Raw genomic sequence first — 17,690 nt, 5'->3', positions numbered from 1 at the left:
TATGTCGCTCACCATCCGCCGTGCACGGCCCGAGGAAGCCGGGCTCGTTCTCTCCTTCATCCGCGAGCTCGCCGAGTACGAGAAGCTGTCGCACGAGGTCGAAGCGACCGAGGCTGACATCGCCGACGCGCTGTTCGGCGAGAGGCCGCAGCTCTATTGCGCGATCGCGGAGTGGAACCGTGAGCCGGTCGGCTTCGCGGTGTGGTTTCTCAATTTCTCCACCTTCAGCGGCCGTCACGGCATCTATCTCGAAGATCTCTATGTGCGGCCGTCGCATCGGGGCAAGGGCCTCGGCAAGGCGCTGCTGGCCTATCTCGCCAGGGAATGCGTCGACAGCGGCTGGTCGCGCCTGCAATGGGCGGTCCTCGACTGGAACGCACCCTCGATCGCGTTCTACAAGTCGATCGGCGCGGTCATGATGGACGACTGGACGCTGTGCCGGGTCACCGGGCCTGCGCTGACCCAGCTTGCCGGGAGCTCTGCCTGATGGAGATCGTCTTCGTCGTCGCCATCGCAGAGAATGGCGTCATCGGCGCGGGCAATGCGATGCCGTGGCGATTGAAGTCCGATATGGCGCGCTTCAAGGCGCTGACGATCGGCAAGCCTGTGATCATGGGCCGCAAGACCTTCGAGACCCTGCGCCGGCCGCTGCCGGGCCGCACCAACATCGTGGTCACGCGCGATCCGGCCTATCGCGCCAATGGGGCCATCGTCACGACATCGCCAGAGGATGCGGAGGCAGTCGCGCGCGGCGACGCTCTGCGGCGTTCGGTCACTGAGATCGCGGTGATCGGCGGCGCCGAGATCTACCGGCAATGGCTCGGTCGTGCCGATCGTCTCGAGATCACCGAAGTGCACGCGCGCCCAGAAGGGGACACGCATTTTGAAATCGACAAGGCGGAATGGGACGAGGTCGAACGCATCCGCCATCCGGCCGGCCCCGACGACAGCGCCGACCTGTCCTATGTGACATATCGTCGGCGGCGCGGCCATTAACCGCTTTTGCCAATGTTTACATTGACTTTTTCGTGCCCGAGCATAGCTCGGAAGACGGTCAGGGCTGCGTTGTAAGGGACTTGCCTGTCCCCTATAAAGCCGGACCGGACAAAGCGGGCGGTGGCAATTCCACCCTGCCGAGGAGAACGTCGAATGCCGTGGAAGAATCAGGGCGGTGGCCCGTGGGGCTCGGGTCCAAAGGGACCGTGGGGCTCAGGCCCGCAACCGGTCGGGCCGAGGCCGCCGGATCTGGAAGACCTTCTGCGGCGCGGCCAGGACCGCCTCCAGCAGATCATGCCGGGCGGTTATTTCTCCGGCGTCGGCATCACGCTGATCATTCTGCTGATCGTCGCATTCTGGCTGCTGTCGGGCTTCTTCCGCGTGCAGTCCGAAGAGCTCGGCGTGGTGATGCGTTTCGGCAAGCACGTCCGCACCGTGCAGCCGGGTCTGAACTATCATCTGCCTTATCCGATCGAGACCGTGCTGCTGCCGAAGGCGCTGCGCGTCAACACCACCTCGATCGGCATGACGGTGATCGAGGATCCGGCGCGGCGCGGCCGCTCCATTCGGGACGTGCCGGAAGAGAGCCTGATGCTGACCGGCGACGAGAACATCGTCGACGTTGATTTCACCGTGCTCTGGCGCATCAAGCCGGACGGTGTCGGTGATTTCCTCTTCAACATCCAGAACCCCGAGGGTACCGTGAAGGCGGTCGCCGAGAGTGCGATGCGCGAGGTGATCGGCCGGTCTCAGATCCAGCCGATCCTGACCGGAGCGCGCAACGTCACAGAGCAGAACGTGCACGAGCTGATCCAGAGGACTTTGGACAGCTATGGTGCCGGCATTCAGATCACCCAGGTGCAGATGCAGAAGGTCGATCCGCCCGCGCAGGTGATCGACGCCTTCCGCGACGTCCAGGCGGCCCGCGCCAATCAGGAGCAGCTGCAGAACGAAGCGCAGACCTATGCCAACCAGGTTGTCCCCCAGGCGCGTGGACGCGCGGCCAAGATCCAGCAGGATGCCGAAGGTTACAGGGAACAGGCTGTCGCCGAGGCCAAGGGCCAGAGTGCACGCTTCCTGAAAGTTTACGAGGAATACAAGAAGGCGCCCGACGTGACGCGTGAACGGATCTACCTGGAGACGATGGAGCGCGTGCTCGGCGGGGCCGACAAGCTCGTCTATGACGGTGGCCCCTCGGGCCAGGGCGTCGTGCCCTATCTGCCGCTTCCCGAACTGGCGCCAAAGCGGCCACCTACGACCGGTCCGCAGTCCAGCGGAGGCACCCGATGAAGTCTCCGGTCACAGGTTTTGTCACGCTGCTCTCCCTCCTGTTCGTCGTGATCGTCGGCTATATGTCGTTGTTTACCGTGCAGCAGACCGAGCAGACGATCGTGCTCCAGTTCGGCAGGCCGGTCGACGTCGTCACCGCGCCCGGCCTGCACTTCAAGGCGCCCTGGAACTCGGTGATCAACATCGACAAGCGGATTCTCGATCTGGAGAACCCGTCGCAGGAGGCAATCGCCTCCGACCAGAAGCGGCTCGTGGTCGACGCCTTCGCGCGCTACCGCATCAAGGACGCACTGCGCTTCTATCAGAGCGTCGGCTCGATCCAGGCTGCCAACATCCAGCTCACCACGCTCCTAAACGCGGCGCTGCGCCGCGTGCTCGGCGAGGTCACCTTCATCAACGTGGTGCGCGACGACCGCGAGAAGCTGATGCTGCGCATTCGCGACCAGCTCGACCGCGAGGCCGATGGCTACGGCATTCAGGTCGTCGACGTCCGGATCCGCCGCGCCGACCTGCCGGAGCAGAACAGCCAGGCGGTCTACCTGCGCATGAAGACCGAGCGTGAGCGCGAGGCCGCCGAGTTCCGGGCACAGGGTGGGCAGAAGGCCCAGGAGATCAGGTCCAGGGCCGACCGCGAGGCGACCGTCATCATCGCTGAGGCCAATTCGCAGGCTGAGCAGACCCGTGGTGCGGGCGATGCCGAACGCAACCGCCTGTTTGCAGAAGCCTACGGCAAGGACGCCGACTTCTTCGCGTTCTACCGGTCGATGACGGCCTATGAGAACGGGCTGCGTTCGAACGATACCCGCTTCCTGCTCCGGCCGGAGTCGGATTTCTTCCGGTACTTCGGTAGCCCCTCCGGCAGGACGCCTACCGAGACGCAGGCGAAGCCGTAAGCCAGACAAAGGGCGGCGGATTTCGCCGCCCTTCGTCCAGACAAGAACAGCATAGCGGGAGGTTCCATTCCGATGAGGTCCATTGCGTTCGCCGACTTCCTCATCGGCCTAGGCATCCTGTTCGTCCTCGAAGGCTTGATGTTCGCGGCCAGTCCAAACTGGATGCGCAAAGCCATGAAAAGCGCCATCGCCACGCCGGACAACATCCTGCGGGCGGTCGGGATCGGCTCGGCTGTGGCCGGCCTGGTCCTGATCTGGGTTATGCGGCGCCCGATTTAGGCCTTCGGCCCAACGCCAAAGTGAAGGCGCCAGACTGGTTTTCGCCGTATTATCGGGCTCTTGAGGCTCGTTAAGCTCCGCGCTTGCGCCGCGCCCCCGTTCGAGCGCAGTCTGGCGCCGAATCCCTTTCGCCTGGAGATCACAATGACCGCTGCCACCAATGCCCCGTCCTGCTCGCGCCGCCGCGCGCGATTTGGTGTTCGACTTGGGCTGGTTGCGCTCGCCATCGGTGCTTGCAGCGCGTTCGGCGCGCCGGCCCATGCGCGTGGACCGGATGGCATCGCCGACGTCGCCGAGAAGGTGATCGACGCGGTCGTCAACATCTCGACCTCGCAGAACGTCGAAGCCAAGGGCGGGGGCAGCAACTCGATGCCGCAGCTGCCGCCCGGTTCACCCTTCGAAGAGTTCTTCGACGATTTCTTCAAGAACCGCCGAGGGCCCGGCGGCGGCAGCAAGGGCGGCGAGAACAGCGCGCCGCGCAAGACCAATTCGCTCGGAAGCGGTTTCATCATCGACACCGCGGGCGTCGTCGTCACCAACAACCACGTCATTGCGGACGCCGACGAGATCCACGTCATCCTCAACGACGGCACCAAGATCAAGGCCGAGCTGGTCGGCGTCGACAAGAAGACCGATCTCGCTGTGCTCAGGATCAAGCCGACGAAGCCGTTGGTCGCGGTCAAGTTCGGCGATAGCGACAAGCTGCGCCTCGGCGACTGGGTGGTCGCAATCGGCAATCCCTTCAGCCTGGGAGGCACGGTGACTGCCGGCATCGTCTCGGCCAAGAACCGTGACATCTCCTCCGGGCCGTACGACAGCTACATCCAGACCGACGCATCCATCAACCGCGGCAATTCCGGCGGCCCGCTGTTCAATCTCGACGGCGACGTCATCGGCGTCAACACGCTGATCATCTCGCCGTCCGGCGGCTCCATTGGCATCGGCTTTGCCGTGCCGTCGAAGACGGTGGTGGGCGTCGTCGACCAGCTCCGCCAGTTCGGCGAGCTGCGCCGCGGCTGGCTCGGCGTGCGCATCCAGAGCGTCACCGACGAGATCGCCGAAAGCCTCAACATCAAGCCCGCGCGGGGCGCGCTGGTCGCCGGTGTCGACGACAAGGGCCCGGCCAAGCCCGCCGGCATCGAGCCCGGCGACGTCGTCGTCAAGTTCGACGGCAAGGACGTCAAGGACCCGAAGGACCTGTCCCGCGTCGTCGCCGACACCGCGGTCGGCAAGGAGGTCGACGTCGTCATCATCCGCAAGGGCAAGGAAGAGATCAAGAAGGTCACGCTCGGCCGCCTGCAGGATCCCGACAAGGTGCAGGCAGCGGTGAAGACCGACGAACCGGCGCCGGAGAAGCCGGTGACGCAGAAGGCGCTCGGCCTCGATCTCGCAACGCTGAGCAAGGATCTGCGCACGCGCTACAAGATCAAGGACAGCGTCAAGGGCGTGGTCGTCACCAATGTCGACGCCAATTCGGATGCCGCCGAGAAGCGCCTGTCCGCCGGCGACGTCATCGTCGAGGTGGCGCAGGAGGCGGTGTCGAGTGGCGGCGACATCCAGAAGCGGGTCGATCAGCTCAAGAAGGACGGCAAGAAATCGGTGCTGCTGCTGGTCTCGAACGGCGAGGGCGAGCTGCGGTTCGTCGCGCTGAGCGTGCAGTAGTGGGCGCTGTTCGCGCCACATTCAACTGTCATGCCCCGCGAAGGCGGGGCATCCAGTACGCCGCGGCTTCTCGGTTCTAGCTTCGCTGTCTCTGGAATACTGGATCGCCCGCCTTCGCGGGCGATGACAGAGAGAGGGGAGGCTTTACCCCTCCACGAACTCGTCCCGCCGATACCCCTGCGCATACAGCAGCGCGGTGAGATCGCCGTGATCGATCCGCGCGGCCGCGGCGGCAGCCACCGCCGGCTTGGCGTGATAGGCCACGCCCAGACCCGCGGCCTGGATCATCGCGAGATCGTTGGCGCCGTCGCCGACCACGACCGAGTCGATGTCGTCGAGATCGAACGATTCCATCAGGTCCACCAAGGTCGCGAGCTTCGCCGCGCGGCCCAGGATCGGCTCCTTCACTTCCCCGGTGAACTTGCCGTCGCGCACGACGAGCTCGTTGGCGCGGTTCTCCTGGAAACCTATCTTGGCGGCGACCGCGCTCGTGAATAGCGTAAAGCCGCCAGAGACGAGGCAGGTATAGGCGCCGTTCGCGCGCATGGTGGCGACCAGCTCGCGGCCGCCCGGCGTCAGCGTGATGCGCTTGGCCAGGACTTCGTCGACCGCGCTGGCGGGCAGGTCCTTGAGCAGCGCGACGCGCTCGCGCAGCGCCGGCTCGAACTCGATCTCGCCGCGCATCGCACGCTCGGTGATGGCAGCGACATGCGCCTTGACCCCGACGAAATCGGCGAGCTCGTCGATGCATTCCTGGCCGATCATGGTGGAATCCATGTCGGCGAGAAAAAGCTTCTTGCGCCGGAAGCCGACAGGCTGCACGACGATGTCGATCGGCAAATCGCCGCGGAGCTCGCGGAGCCGCTGCTCGATGGCGTTGCGGTCGCCTTCGAGGTTACTGTCCGCGCCGAAGGGGATGTCGACCGCAACCCCGTCGAACAGCCAGTGCGCGGGCGCCGCCTGCGGCAGCACGGCGCGGGCGCCATCGACGATGGTCGAGTCGAGCGCGGGATTGTCAGGGTTGCAGATCAGCGTGGCGACGAGGGACATTTGAGGTTTTCGTGAGCGAGGGGTATTCCAGCGAGGCCGTGCTTATCGCAGGCCCGACCGCCAGCGGCAAGTCGGCGCTGGCGCTCGAGCTTGCGCGCGCCGCCGGCGGCGTCGTCATCAATGCCGATTCCATGCAGGTCTATCGTGACCTCCGCATCATCACGGCGCGGCCGACCGCAGCGGACGAGGCGCTCGTGCCGCATCGGCTCTATGGCCACGTCGATGCCGCCGTGAATTTCTCGGCCGGTGCCTGGGTAAGCGATGCGGCGAAGGCGCTCGACGAGGCGAGGGCTCAGCGACGGCTGCCGATCTTCATCGGCGGCACCGGGCTCTATTTCAAGGCGCTGACCACAGGTCTCTCCGTGGTGCCGCCGATCCCTGCCGAGCTGCGCGAGGATGTGCGCGCGCGGCTGGAACGGAACGGCGTCGAAGCGCTGCACGCGGAACTCGCAGGCCGCGATCCGCGCGCGGCCGAGCGATTGAACCTGCGCGACCGCACCCGCATCGCGCGCGCGCTCGAGGTGATCGAGGCAACCGGCCGTTCGCTGCTCGATTGGCAGCGGGAGGGACAGCCACCGCTGCTGCCCAAGGACAGATTTCGCGCGGTCTTCCTCGCGCCCGAACGTGACGAGCTCTATGCCCGCATCGATGCCCGTTTCGATGCCATGCTGGGCGCCGGCGCGCTCGAGGAGGTCGAGCGGCTCGCCGCCAGGCATCTTGATCCGCTGCTGCCGGCCATGAAGGCCCACGGCGTGCCATCCTTGATCCGGCACCTGCGCGGCGAGCTCAGCCTGGAGGAGGCCGCCAACATTGGCCGCGCCGATACCCGCCATTACGCCAAGCGGCAATTCACTTGGTTCCGGCACCAGCTGCCGGACTTCGAATGGGTGAGGCCGGAGCAAGCGAGCGGATGGCTCGCCGCGGCCGTGCCGGCGGAACGGCGCACCGACTGACGCGCTTTTGTGCCGGGTTCCCGAATTTACCTCTCGCCGAACCCGGGGAACACCGCTACACTGCCGAAATCGCGCGGGAACGGCCGCATTGCCTTGACATCCAAGGTTTGGCCGCTATGTTTCGCGCAACCTTTGGGAAGCCGAGCGCCGCCATGCGTAACATTATTACCAAACTCCTTATTGCCGTCGTACCCAGGCACACCGCCGGGGGTGGCTAGCTGCCATCCACATGACAGGCGGTGTGCATGGGCCCTCTTCGGGGCCTTTTTTATTTCCCGAACCCGACACGAACGAAGCCGCTGACAACAGCGCATCCGGAGCAAGCCAATGAGCGACAAGAGCCACGATCCGAACCAGATGACGGGCGCCGCGATGATCGTCCGCGCACTCATCGATCACGGCGTGACCGACATTTTCGGCTATCCCGGCGGCGCGGTGCTTCCGATCTATGACGAGATCTTCCAGCAGAGCGAGGTCCAGCACATCCTCGTCCGCCACGAACAGGGCGCGGGCCATGCCGCCGAGGGCTATGCGCGTTCCACCGGCAAGCCGGGCGTTGCGCTGGTGACCTCCGGCCCCGGCGCCACCAACATGGTGACGCCGCTGACGGATGCCCTGATGGACTCGATCCCGCTGGTCTGCATCTCCGGCCAGGTGCCGACGCATCTGATCGGCAACGACGCGTTCCAGGAATGCGACACTGTCGGTATCACGCGTCCCTGCACCAAGCACAATTGGCTGGTGCGCGACGTCAACGATCTCGCCAAGGTGCTGCATGAGGCCTTCTACGTCGCCACCTCGGGCCGTCCGGGCCCGGTGCTGGTCGACGTTCCCAAGGACGTGCAGTTCGCCACCGGCACCTACCATCCCCCGCGCAAGTCCGACGTGCACCGCTCTTACGCGCCGCGCGTGAAGGGCGATGCGACGCAGATCCGCAAGGCGGTATCGCTGCTCGCGAACGCCAAGCGTCCCGTGATCTACAGCGGCGGCGGCGTCATCAATTCCGGCTCCGAGGCGACCCACCTGTTGCGCGAGCTGGTTGAGGTCACCGGCTTCCCGATCACCTCGACGCTGATGGGCCTCGGCGCCTATCCGGCGTCGGGCAAGAACTGGCTCGGCATGCTCGGCATGCACGGAACCTATGAGGCCAACATGACCATGCATGATTGCGACGTCATGCTGTGCGTCGGCGCGCGCTTCGACGACCGCATCACCGGCCGCGTCGATGCGTTTTCACCCGGCTCGAAGAAGATCCACATCGACATCGATCCGTCCTCGATCAACAAGAACATCCGCGTCGACGTGCCGATCATCGGCGATTGCGGCAACGTCCTCGGCGACATCCTCCAGGTGTTCAAGGCGGAGGCGAAGAAGCCCGACATCAAGTCGTGGTGGCAGCAGATTGCGCAATGGCGCGCCCGCAACTCGCTCTATTACAAGAAGAGCAGCGACGTCATCCTGCCGCAACACGCGATCCAGGCCTTGTTCGAGCAGACGCGCGGCAAGGATACCTACATCACGACCGAGGTCGGCCAGCATCAGATGTGGGCGGCGCAGTTCTACGGCTTCGAGGAGCCGCATCGCTGGATGACCTCGGGCGGTCTCGGCACCATGGGCTACGGCCTGCCGGCCGCGGTCGGCGTTCAGGTGGCCCATCCCGACAGCCTCGTCATCGACATTGCCGGCGATGCCTCGGTGCAGATGACGATGCAGGAGATGTCGACGGCGGTTCAGTACGAGCTGCCGATCAAGATCTTCATCCTGAACAACCAGTACATGGGCATGGTGCGCCAGTGGCAGCAGCTGTTGCACGGCAACCGGTTGTCGCATTCCTATTCCGAAGCGCTGCCGGATTTCGTCAAGCTCGCGGAGGCCTACGGCGCCGTCGGGCTTCAGGTGCACAAGCCGGCCGATCTCGATGGCGCCATCAAGGAGATGATCTCGGTCAAGCGCCCGGTGCTGTTCGACTGCCGCGTCGCGGCGCTCGAAAACTGCTTCCCGATGATCCCCTCCGGCAAGGCCCACAACGAGATGCTGCTGCCGGAGCAGGCCAACGACGAGGCGACTGCGAAGGCATTCGCCGGCGGCAAGGCGTTGGTGTGACGCCATGTTCGACCTGAACGAACTCGAGCGCGCACATGCGATCGTGGGGCAGGCGGTGCCGGCGACGCCGGCGCATGCTTGGCCGTTGCTCAGCCGCCGGCTCGGCACCGCGGTCGTGGTCAAGCACGAGAACCACACGCCGACCGGCGCCTTCAAGGTGCGTGGCGGCCTGGTCTATCTCGATCGGCTGAAGCGAGAGCGGCCGAACGTGCCGGGCATCATCTCGGCCACCCGCGGCAATCATGGCCAGAGTCTTGCTTTCGCGGCGCGGCGTCACGGCGTGCCCGCCGTGATCTACGTGCCAAAAGGCAATTCGGTTGAGAAGAACCATGCCATGCGCGCGTTCGGCGCCGATGTGGTCGAGCACGGCGACGATTTCCAGCTGGCGCGCGAAGAAGCCGGGCGCCGCGCGCAGTTCGAAGGCCTGCACATGGTGCCGTCGTTCCACCCTGACCTCGTGCTGGGGGTGGCGACCTACGCACTGGAACTGTTCCGCGCGGTGCCCGATCTCGACGTGCTCTACGTTCCGATCGGGCAGGGCTCCGGTATCAGCGCCTGCATCCTGGTGCGCGACTTGCTGGGCCTGAAGACGGAGATCATAGGTGTGCAATCGACCGAGGCGCCGTCATATGCGCTTTCGTTCGCGGCCGGCAAGGTCGTAACGACCGAGACCAGTAACACGCTGGCCGATGGCGTGGCGACACGCTTTCCGGACGCGGAAGCTGTTGCGCTTGTTTGCAAGGGCGCCTCGCGCATCGTCCAGGTTACGGACGATCAGATCGCGCTCGCGATCCGCGCCTATTGGACCGACACGCACAATCTCGCCGAAGGCGCCGGTGCTGCCGCGCTGGCGGCGGCGCTGCAGGAAAAGAGCAAGCTGAAGGGCAAGCGCGTCGGTCTCGTGCTGTCCGGCGGCAATATCGATTTCGATCTGTTCCGCCGTTGGGTCGGGACGGATGCGCCGGCGACGGCGTGACGGAGAGACAGAGGGGACGACAATGAACCAGCCCGCATCCGCCTATTTCATCGAGGACCGTCACGATCCCAACGAGACGCATACGCTTGCGGTGCTCGTGCAGAACGAGCCGGGCGTGCTCGCGCGCGTCATCGGCCTGTTCTCGGGGCGCGGCTACAACATCGAGAGCCTCACGGTCTCGGAGACCGAGGCCCAGAAGCATCTGTCGCGGATCACCATCGTCACCACGGGCACGCCGATGGTGATCGCGCAGATCAAGAACCAGCTCGACCGCATGATCCCGGTGTACCAGGTCGTCGACATGACCCAGACCAAGCGCTCGATCGAGCGCGAGTTGGCGATGGTCAAGGTGCGCGGGCAAGGCGAGCATCGGGTCGAGGCGCTCAGGCTGGCGGATGCGTTCCGCGCCCGTGTGATCGACGCCACCACCGAGAGCTTTGTGTTCGAGATCACAGGCAATACGGACAAGATCAATCAATATATCGATCTGATGCGCCCGCTCGGCCTCGTCGAGGTGTCGCGCACGGGTGTTGCCGCGATAGGTCGCGGGCCTGAAGGGATGTGAGCCATGTTGGCGCGCGACTGGTACTACAACGAGCGGAACCGGATGGGGATCGAGCCCGCTGTGGCCTCGATCTACGACAACCATGACGATGCCGATCTGCGCGCGCGCGCCGCGCTGAAGATGCTCGGGGTCCAGCGCGGCTGGCGCATCGCCGATATCGGCTGCGGCAACGGCGTGCTCGCCACCGAAGCGGCGTTGATGGGGGCCGACGTCGACGCCATCGACATTTCGCCGGCCATGCTGGCGCTCGCCGAGATCTACGCCCGCGACCGCAAGGCGCCCGTGCGCACCCAATCCGCCGGCCTGCTCAGCTTCGCCTACCGGCCAGAATCCTACGATCTCATCGTCAGCGAGTTCACGCTGCACCACCTGCCGGATTTCTGGAAGGCGGTGGCGATGTCGCGGATTTTTCGCGCCCTCAAGCCCGGGGCGACATTTTATCTCCGCGACATCGTTTACTCATCGATGCCCGACGCGATCGAGCGTGACGTCGAGCAATGGGCCGACTTCCAGATCAAGAACCACGATTTCTCCCGCGAGGGCGTGGTGACTCACATGCGCGATGAATATTCCACCTTCGGCTGGGTGATGGAGCGGATGCTGACCGACGTCGGCTTCACCCTGGTCGCGGCCGACTACCACGCGCCGATGCACGGCACGTATCTGCTGCGGAAACCGAAAGCCGGCGAGCAAGGCTAGACCAGAACAACAAACAGGGCTGCGAGACAAAGCAGAACCGGAAACAACAATGAAGCCGGCCGACATCCTCATCGCCGTCATGGTGGCGATCATCTGGGGGCTTGCCTTCGTGGCGAGCCGGATCGCGCTCGACGAGCTGTCGCCGGAGTTGATGACGGCGTTACGCTTCACCATCGCCGCGGTGCCGTGCCTGTTCATTTCCAAGCCGAAGGTCGCCTGGTCACTGCTGGTCGCGATCAGCTTCACGCTGTTCCTCGGCCAGTTCCTGTCTCAGGCCTATGGTATCGCCCACGGCGTGCCGGTGGGTTTGACCTCCGTCGTGGTGCAGAGCCAGGCGCTGTTCACGATCGGCTTTGCCGCGCTCGCGTTCGGTGAGCGGCCGACGCCGGTGCAGACTCTGGGGATCGTCGTTGCCGCGGCGGGCCTTTTGATGATCTGCGGCACCGTCGGCTATGATTTCAGCGTCGGCGCCTTCGCGGTTCTGATGGTCTCGCCGCTCAGCTTCGCCATCGGCAATCTGTTGCTGCGCGGCGCCCGCGGCGTGCCGATGTTCGATCTCTTCGCCTGGCTCTGTCTCGCCTCGGCCGTGCCGCTGTTCGTGCTGGCGCTGATCGCCAACGGTCCGGCGCCGACCTGGACGTCGCTGACGCACATGTCGCTCACATCGGCGCTCTGCATGCTGATGCTCGGCGGCATTTCCACCAGCATCGCCTATTGGCTATGGGGCCGCCTCTTGCGCGACTATCCGGCTGCACAAGTGGTGCCGTTCGCACTGCTGGTGCCGTTCGTGGGCTCGGCGGCCTCCAGCATCGTGTTCGGCGAACGGTTCGGGCCGCTGCGCCTCGCCGGCATGCTGACCGTGATCTTTGGGATCGCCGTGATGGTGCTGGCGAAGCGCCCGCAAGTTCTACCGAAGACTGCGTGAGGGTGATGATGACCTACTCGCTGCTCTACGCCTTCCTCGTCTTCATGGTCGTGATGTATTTCACGCCCGGGCCGAACAACATCATGCTGCTGTCCTCCGGCCTGACCTACGGCTTCCGGCGCACCATCCCGCACATCGTCGGCATCGTGCTCGGTTTCGCCTTCATGGTCGCCGCGGTCGGCCTCGGGCTCGGCTCCGTGTTCCTGGCCTATCCGATCCTCCAGACCATCCTGAAATATGCCGGTGCCGCCTATCTGATCTATCTCGCCGCTGTGATCGCCATGGCCGGTCCGGCCAAGCCGGGCGAGGAGAATGGCCGCGGCCCCATGACCTTCTGGGGCGCGGCCATGTTCCAGTGGATCAATGCCAAGGGTTGGGTGATCGTGATCGGCACCATCACTGCCTATGCGGCGATCGCCCAATTCCCGCTCAACATCGCCATTCAGACCGTGATCAGCCTCGTCGTCGGCACGGTCTCGACGGTAGTCTGGGCGCTATTCGGTACCGCATTGCGGCCGGTTCTGACTTCCGAGCGGCTGGTCCGCGCCTTCAACATCCTGATGGCGATCCTGCTGCTGGCCTCCCTCTACCCCGTTTTCATGGATGCATGATGTCGCGGATTTCCATGCAGAAACGGGTTTCCCTCAGGGCTGAAAATGCTCTAGACAGCCCCCGAAATCCGCAAATTTCACCCTTCGGACACTGACCATTGGCCGATTTCGGCCCTGAACGAGGAAACGACCTATGCGTGTTTATTACGATCGCGACGCCGACCTGAACCTGATCAAGGGCAAGAAGGTCGCCATCGTCGGCTACGGCAGCCAGGGTCACGCCCATGCGCTCAACCTGAAGGATTCCGGCGTAAAGGAAGTCGCCATTGCGCTGCGCAAGGGTTCGGCTTCGGCGAAGAAGGCGGAAGCCGCCGGCTTCAAGGTGCTGGAAGTTGCGGAAGCTGCCAAATGGGCCGACCTCGTCATGATGCTGACCCCGGACGAGCTCCAGGGCGACATCTACCGCGAGCACTTGCACGACAACATGAAGAAGGGCGCTGCCCTGGTGTTCGCGCACGGCCTCAACGTTCACTTCAACCTGCTCGATCCGCGTGCCGACCTCGACGTGCTGATGATCGCGCCGAAGGGCCCCGGCCACACCGTGCGCTCGGAATATCAGCGCGGCGGCGGCGTGCCCTGCCTGATCGCAATTGCGAAGGACGTCTCGGGCAACGCCCACGACCTCGGCCTGTCCTACGCCTCCGCCATCGGCGGCGGCCGCGCCGGCATCATCGAGACCACGTTCAAGGAAGAGTGCGAGACCGACCTGTTCGGCGAGCAGGTGGTGCTCTGCGGCGGCCTGGTCGAGCTGATCAAGGGCGGCTACGAGACTCTGGTCGAAGCCGGCTATGCGCCGGAGATGGCCTATTTCGAGTGCCTGCACGAAGTGAAGCTGATCGTCGACCTGATCTATGAAGGCGGCATCGCCAACATGAACTACTCGATCTCCAACACCGCCGAGTACGGCGAGTACGTCACCGGCCCGCGCATCATCACCGACGAGACCAAGAAGGAGATGCGCAAGGTTCTGGCCGACATCCAGGGCGGTAAGTTCGCCCGCGACTGGATGCTCGAGAACAAGGTCAACCAGACCTCATTCAAGGCGACCCGTGCCAAGCTCGCCGAGCACCCGATCGAGGAAGTCGGCGCGAAGCTGCGCGACATGATGCCCTGGATCAAGAAGGGCGCGCTGGTCGACAAGAGCAAGAACTGACGTCTGTGCCGTCATTCCGGGTTCGCGCTCAGCGCGCGCCCCGGAATGACGAGCGAAATTCAAGCTTCGCTCGCCAAGCCAAATCTTGGACCTTGGCGGCTATGGTCGAGCGAGATCGCAAACAGCGGTCTCGCTCTTTTCGTCTCGGCGAGACATCGCTCGCTCATTCTTTCCGCGGCCTGAAGCGCAGTTGAGCGGCTCGGCTCCTGCCAAATACGGCGTCGCATCAGCCCGCCGGGACGGTCTGCCCACGCGGATCGCGGGCCATCGCAATCATGCGCAGCGCCAGCACGATGAGCAGCGGAAGCAGGAAGACGGCATAGAGCGGCATCGTCGGCACGCGCTTGCCGAACGAGACCATGAACTGGAGCCAGAGGTAATAGCCGCCCACAAGGTGCAGGGCCCGCCAGGCGCGCGGGCCGATCAGTGCGGCGGTGCGGTCGAACGATGTCGCGCCCATTGCGATGATGAAGCCGTAGCCGATGCCGCCGAAGACGTAGGAGGCTGCCGAGGTGGCCTCGGCAAATCCGGCCGGATCCATCCCGGCAAACGTCATGATCGCCGCCGCGTGGATGGCGTGGGAGGCCGCGAAGCTAAGGCCCAGATAGCGGCGGTTGCGCTTCTGCCAGCGCGTCCAGGCATTGGGCCACAGCCGCGCCAGCGCCGCGGCGCTGAAGGCGAGGCAGAACAACAGGAGCGAGCTTCGCGCCGTGAAGCGGATCACCGTGCGAACGCCCTCGACCTCGAACTGCCGCATCGAGGCGATCCATAGGCTGAGTGCGACGAGGCTCACGCAGAGAACGGCCAGCAGGCGCCAGCCTTCGAGCCAGCTTCGACGTTCGAACATGGCGACCTCCCTCTCTATGTAATCATCGATTACATTTGGCGTGAATGCGCCGTCAACTGTGTAATCATTGCTTACATTCACGTTCGGGTGAGGCTAGAAGGATCCATGCCTGTTCGTCAGCCGTCCAAGCCGCGCGTCCGCCGCCCTGCCACGGAAGCCCGGCCGTACCATCACGGCGACCTCCGCCGCGTGTTGATCGATGCTGCGCTGCAACTCGCAGCGGAAGGCGCCGAAGTCTCAGTGCGGGAGGCCGCGCGCCGGGCCGCGGTGTCGCCGGGGGCGCCGTTCCGACACTTTCCCAACCGCGATGCGCTCATGGCGGCCGCGGCCGAGGAGGCGCAGCGGCGCTTTCGCGTCGAGATCGATGCGGCGCTGCGCGAGGCTCCGGCCGCCGACCCGCTCGCCCGCTTCCGCGCCTTCGGTCTCGCCTATTTGCGTTGGGCCATGCGCAATCCCGCGCATTTCGAGATCATCTCGACCGGGCGCTATTTTGCCCATGGCAGCTCGCCGGACCTGACACGAGACAACGCCGAGCTGATCGCGCTAACGGAGCAGATGCTGGTCGACGCGGCAGAGCAAGGCCTGCTGCGGTCGGCCGACCTCAAGCGTATCCAGGTCGCCGGGCGCGCCCTCGTCTACGGTTTCGCTCGGATGAATCTCGACGGCCATTTCCCGCGCTGGGGCGTCGGGGAGGGCGAGATCGAGCGGATGGCGGAGGGGGTGATCGACCTGTTCATCGCAGGTATCGCAAAGCCCTAGCGGGCCAGCGGCTCTGGTCGATGCCGTACGGCGCAGCCCGCTAACATTAAGCGAAGGTCGGACCGCGCCGCGCGTTGCCTCTCCTTGATCATTCCGTTACAGTTTTATGACACGGTGCAGGCTTCCGGCTGCTCCGGACGCCCTGGCTGTTTTTGGGTCGGCCAGCCAGGCTTGGCATCACCGCGCCGGACCAGAAGTTGCGTGTCGTCGATGGCGTCCGCGCCCAATCCAGGTCCTTCTGCCACGACGGCCGTGCTGGCGAGCGTCGCCGCGCTCGGCATCTGGCGGCTGCTCGCGGTTGCAGCGCCGCATCTGGCGGCACTCGCCCTGATGTACGAGACCGAGACCGATTTCGGCTCGCGCCTGTCCTTCGCGCTGGCCTGGGGCATCCTCAACTTCTTCTGGATCACGCTGCTGCGTCGCCCCGCGCTGTCGGGTGCGCTGTCGCTGACCATGGTGGTCGTGCTGGTGCTGCTGTCGCGGCTCAAGCACGACGTCGTGCAGATGACGGTCAACTTCATCGACCTGATGATGATCGACCGCGACTCCGTCGCGTTCCTGTTCACGATCTTCCCGAACTTACGCTGGTCGGTGATCCTGGCCGGTCTGGTCACGCTGCCGCTGATGTATGCGCTGTGGTGGCTCGATCCGTTCCGCATCCGCCGCCTGCCGGCGCTCGCCTGCAAGCTCGCCTGCCTTGCCGCCCTGGTCTGCTATTCGCTCTATCACCCGGACGAGGCCTGGCGCGGCTATTACGACGACGGCTATCTCTCGAAATTCTTCCGCTCGGGCGTCACGGCCGTCTCCGATTTTGCGCAATACGGCTTCATGGAGGCGTCTGCTTCGACCGGCGAGCGGCTCAACATGCCGCTGGTCGATGCCTGCCACCCGGCTGGCCGCCGGCCCAACATCATCATGATCCATGATGAATCGAGCTTCGACATCCGCGCCGCCCAGGGCATCAAGGTGCCGCCGCGCTATGGCGACTATTTCAAATCGTGGGACGGCAAGCAGCGCACGTTCCTCGCCGAGAGCAATGGCGGGCCGAGCTGGTTCACCGAGTATAACGTGCTCGCAGGGCTTTCCTCGCGTTCATTCGGCCGCTTCGCCTATTTCGTCACGCGCATCGCCTCGAACCGGGTCGAGCGCGGCCTGCCGCTGGCGCTGCGCCGCTGCGGCTATGACACGCTGTCGCTCTATCCCGCCCATGGCGGCTTCATGGGCGCGCGCAGCTTCCAGATGACGACGGGAATCGAGCGCTTCCTCGATTCCAAGGATCTGGGCGCCAAGGGTGTCGAGCCCGACAGCTTCTTCTACGACAAGGCGCTTCAGCTGATCGGCCAGCAGCCGCCGAACAAGCCGCTGTTCGCCTTCATCTATCTCGGTGCCAACCACTTCCCCTGGGAGACCCGCTTCCGTCCCGATCTGCTGCCGAATTGGCGCGCGCCGGGCAATGTGCCGTCCATCGATGAATATCTGCGCCGCCAGACCATGAGCGCCGAACAGTACAAGGCGTTCGTTGCCGGTTTGAAGAAGACCTTTCCCGGCGAGCCATTCCTGATCGTGCGCTACGGCGATCATCAGCCGGAGTTTGCGGCTGCTATCCTGGAGCCCGGGCTCGACGAGGGCGCCATCGGCAAGAAGCTCGACGCCTACGATCCGCGCCTCTACGCGACCTATTATGCCATCGACGCCATCAATTTCGAACCGGTCGGAAGCCAGGCCGTGATGGACACGATTGACGGTCCCTATCTGCCGCTGGTGGTTCAGGAAGCCGCCGGCATCCCGCTCGACCCGTCCTTTGCCGAGCAGAAGGAGATCATGCTCCGCTGCAAAGGCATCTTTTACGGCTGCAAGGATGGCGCCGAGGCGCGGCGGCTGAACCGGCTGCTGATCGACGCGGGGATGATCCGGGGGCTGTAGCCTCTC

General features: G+C 64.8%; 18 protein-coding genes. 16 read left to right on the top strand and 2 right to left on the bottom strand.

All coding sequences use genetic code 11. From position 1 onward, the window contains the following. Nucleotide 1: 1 nt before the first annotated feature. From I6F20_RS21715 to I6F20_RS21690, 6 genes are all read left to right on the top strand, one after another. Nucleotides 2-487, top strand: coding sequence for a GNAT family N-acetyltransferase (locus I6F20_RS21715; protein ID WP_036006580.1), 486 nt, complete (start codon nucleotides 2-4; stop codon nucleotides 485-487). Further along, nucleotides 487-996 (top strand): dihydrofolate reductase, encoded by a 510-nt coding sequence (locus tag I6F20_RS21710; RefSeq protein WP_225127758.1) that lies wholly within the window; start codon nucleotides 487-489, stop codon nucleotides 994-996. The genes I6F20_RS21715 and I6F20_RS21710 overlap by 1 nt, the downstream gene beginning before the upstream one ends. Before the next feature lie 153 nt (nucleotides 997-1,149). Beyond that, nucleotides 1,150-2,286 (top strand): FtsH protease activity modulator HflK, encoded by a 1,137-nt coding sequence (gene hflK / locus I6F20_RS21705; protein WP_225127757.1) that lies wholly within the window; start codon nucleotides 1,150-1,152, stop codon nucleotides 2,284-2,286. Further along, nucleotides 2,283-3,179, top strand: coding sequence for a protease modulator HflC (gene hflC, locus I6F20_RS21700; protein WP_109144931.1), 897 nt, complete (start codon nucleotides 2,283-2,285; stop codon nucleotides 3,177-3,179). Before hflK ends, hflC begins: the two co-directional genes overlap by 4 nt. Nucleotides 3,180-3,251: 72 nt before the next feature. Further along, the gene (locus I6F20_RS21695) at nucleotides 3,252-3,458 is read left to right on the top strand and encodes a DUF2065 domain-containing protein (protein ID WP_025038031.1); all 207 of its coding nucleotides are present in this window, start codon (nucleotides 3,252-3,254) and stop codon (nucleotides 3,456-3,458) included. A gap of 144 nt (nucleotides 3,459-3,602) precedes the next feature. Next, the gene (locus I6F20_RS21690; protein ID WP_225127755.1) at nucleotides 3,603-5,120 is read left to right on the top strand and encodes a Do family serine endopeptidase; all 1,518 of its coding nucleotides are present in this window, start codon (nucleotides 3,603-3,605) and stop codon (nucleotides 5,118-5,120) included. A gap of 144 nt (nucleotides 5,121-5,264) precedes the next feature. Here the strand turns inward: I6F20_RS21690 and serB are convergent, their stop codons facing one another. After that, nucleotides 5,265-6,170 carry a phosphoserine phosphatase SerB gene (gene serB, locus I6F20_RS21685; RefSeq protein WP_074448134.1) on the bottom strand — a complete coding sequence of 302 codons (906 nt, stop codon included), beginning with the start codon at nucleotides 6,168-6,170 and terminating at the stop codon, nucleotides 5,265-5,267. An 11-nt stretch (nucleotides 6,171-6,181) separates the two neighbouring features. On the opposite strand from serB, the gene miaA reads away from it, so the two are divergent. From miaA to ilvC, 8 genes are all read left to right on the top strand, one after another. Further along, nucleotides 6,182-7,123, top strand: coding sequence for a tRNA (adenosine(37)-N6)-dimethylallyltransferase MiaA (miaA, locus tag I6F20_RS21680; RefSeq protein WP_225127753.1), 942 nt, complete (start codon nucleotides 6,182-6,184; stop codon nucleotides 7,121-7,123). 327 nt (nucleotides 7,124-7,450) lie between these two features. After that, nucleotides 7,451-9,226, top strand: a complete 1,776-nt coding sequence (locus I6F20_RS21675; RefSeq protein ID WP_036025002.1) for an acetolactate synthase 3 large subunit — start codon at nucleotides 7,451-7,453, stop codon at nucleotides 9,224-9,226. Nucleotides 9,227-9,230: 4 nt separating this feature from the next. Beyond that, entirely contained in the window at nucleotides 9,231-10,202 is a 972-nt protein-coding gene (locus tag I6F20_RS21670; protein ID WP_225127751.1) for a threonine dehydratase, read from the top strand. Between the two features lie 22 nt (nucleotides 10,203-10,224). Further along, a complete protein-coding gene (gene ilvN / locus I6F20_RS21665; RefSeq protein ID WP_018640841.1) occupies nucleotides 10,225-10,767 on the top strand; it encodes an acetolactate synthase small subunit in 543 nt (180 codons plus the stop codon). A gap of 3 nt (nucleotides 10,768-10,770) precedes the next feature. Beyond that, complete coding sequence (locus I6F20_RS21660) at nucleotides 10,771-11,466, top strand: class I SAM-dependent methyltransferase (RefSeq protein ID WP_036006616.1); 696 nt, start codon at nucleotides 10,771-10,773, stop codon at nucleotides 11,464-11,466. A 49-nt stretch (nucleotides 11,467-11,515) separates the two neighbouring features. After that, complete coding sequence (locus I6F20_RS21655) at nucleotides 11,516-12,391, top strand: EamA family transporter (protein WP_036006618.1); 876 nt, start codon at nucleotides 11,516-11,518, stop codon at nucleotides 12,389-12,391. A gap of 8 nt (nucleotides 12,392-12,399) precedes the next feature. Beyond that, a complete protein-coding gene (locus tag I6F20_RS21650) occupies nucleotides 12,400-13,002 on the top strand; it encodes a LysE family translocator (RefSeq protein WP_036006650.1) in 603 nt (200 codons plus the stop codon). A 133-nt stretch (nucleotides 13,003-13,135) separates the two neighbouring features. Then, complete coding sequence (ilvC, locus tag I6F20_RS21645) at nucleotides 13,136-14,155, top strand: ketol-acid reductoisomerase (protein WP_036006621.1); 1,020 nt, start codon at nucleotides 13,136-13,138, stop codon at nucleotides 14,153-14,155. A 226-nt stretch (nucleotides 14,156-14,381) separates the two neighbouring features. Here ilvC and I6F20_RS21640 read toward each other — a convergent pair whose 3' ends face one another. Next, a complete protein-coding gene (locus I6F20_RS21640; protein WP_225127749.1) occupies nucleotides 14,382-15,002 on the bottom strand; it encodes a hypothetical protein in 621 nt (206 codons plus the stop codon). A gap of 105 nt (nucleotides 15,003-15,107) precedes the next feature. Between I6F20_RS21640 and I6F20_RS21635 the strand changes: the two genes are divergently transcribed. Then, complete coding sequence (locus tag I6F20_RS21635) at nucleotides 15,108-15,761, top strand: TetR/AcrR family transcriptional regulator (protein WP_225127747.1); 654 nt, start codon at nucleotides 15,108-15,110, stop codon at nucleotides 15,759-15,761. A 210-nt stretch (nucleotides 15,762-15,971) separates the two neighbouring features. Then, on the top strand, nucleotides 15,972-17,684 hold the full coding sequence (locus tag I6F20_RS21630; protein WP_225127745.1) for a sulfatase-like hydrolase/transferase: 1,713 nt from the start codon (nucleotides 15,972-15,974) through the stop codon (nucleotides 17,682-17,684). The last annotated feature ends 6 nt before the right edge of the window (nucleotides 17,685-17,690 follow it).

The sequence above is a fragment of the Bradyrhizobium sp. IC3123 genome, assembly GCF_020193625.1.
Classification (GTDB): domain Bacteria; phylum Pseudomonadota; class Alphaproteobacteria; order Rhizobiales; family Xanthobacteraceae; genus Bradyrhizobium; species Bradyrhizobium yuanmingense.
Note: the sequence above shows the minus strand (reverse complement) of the source record. Positions and strands in the feature narration are given on the sequence as shown.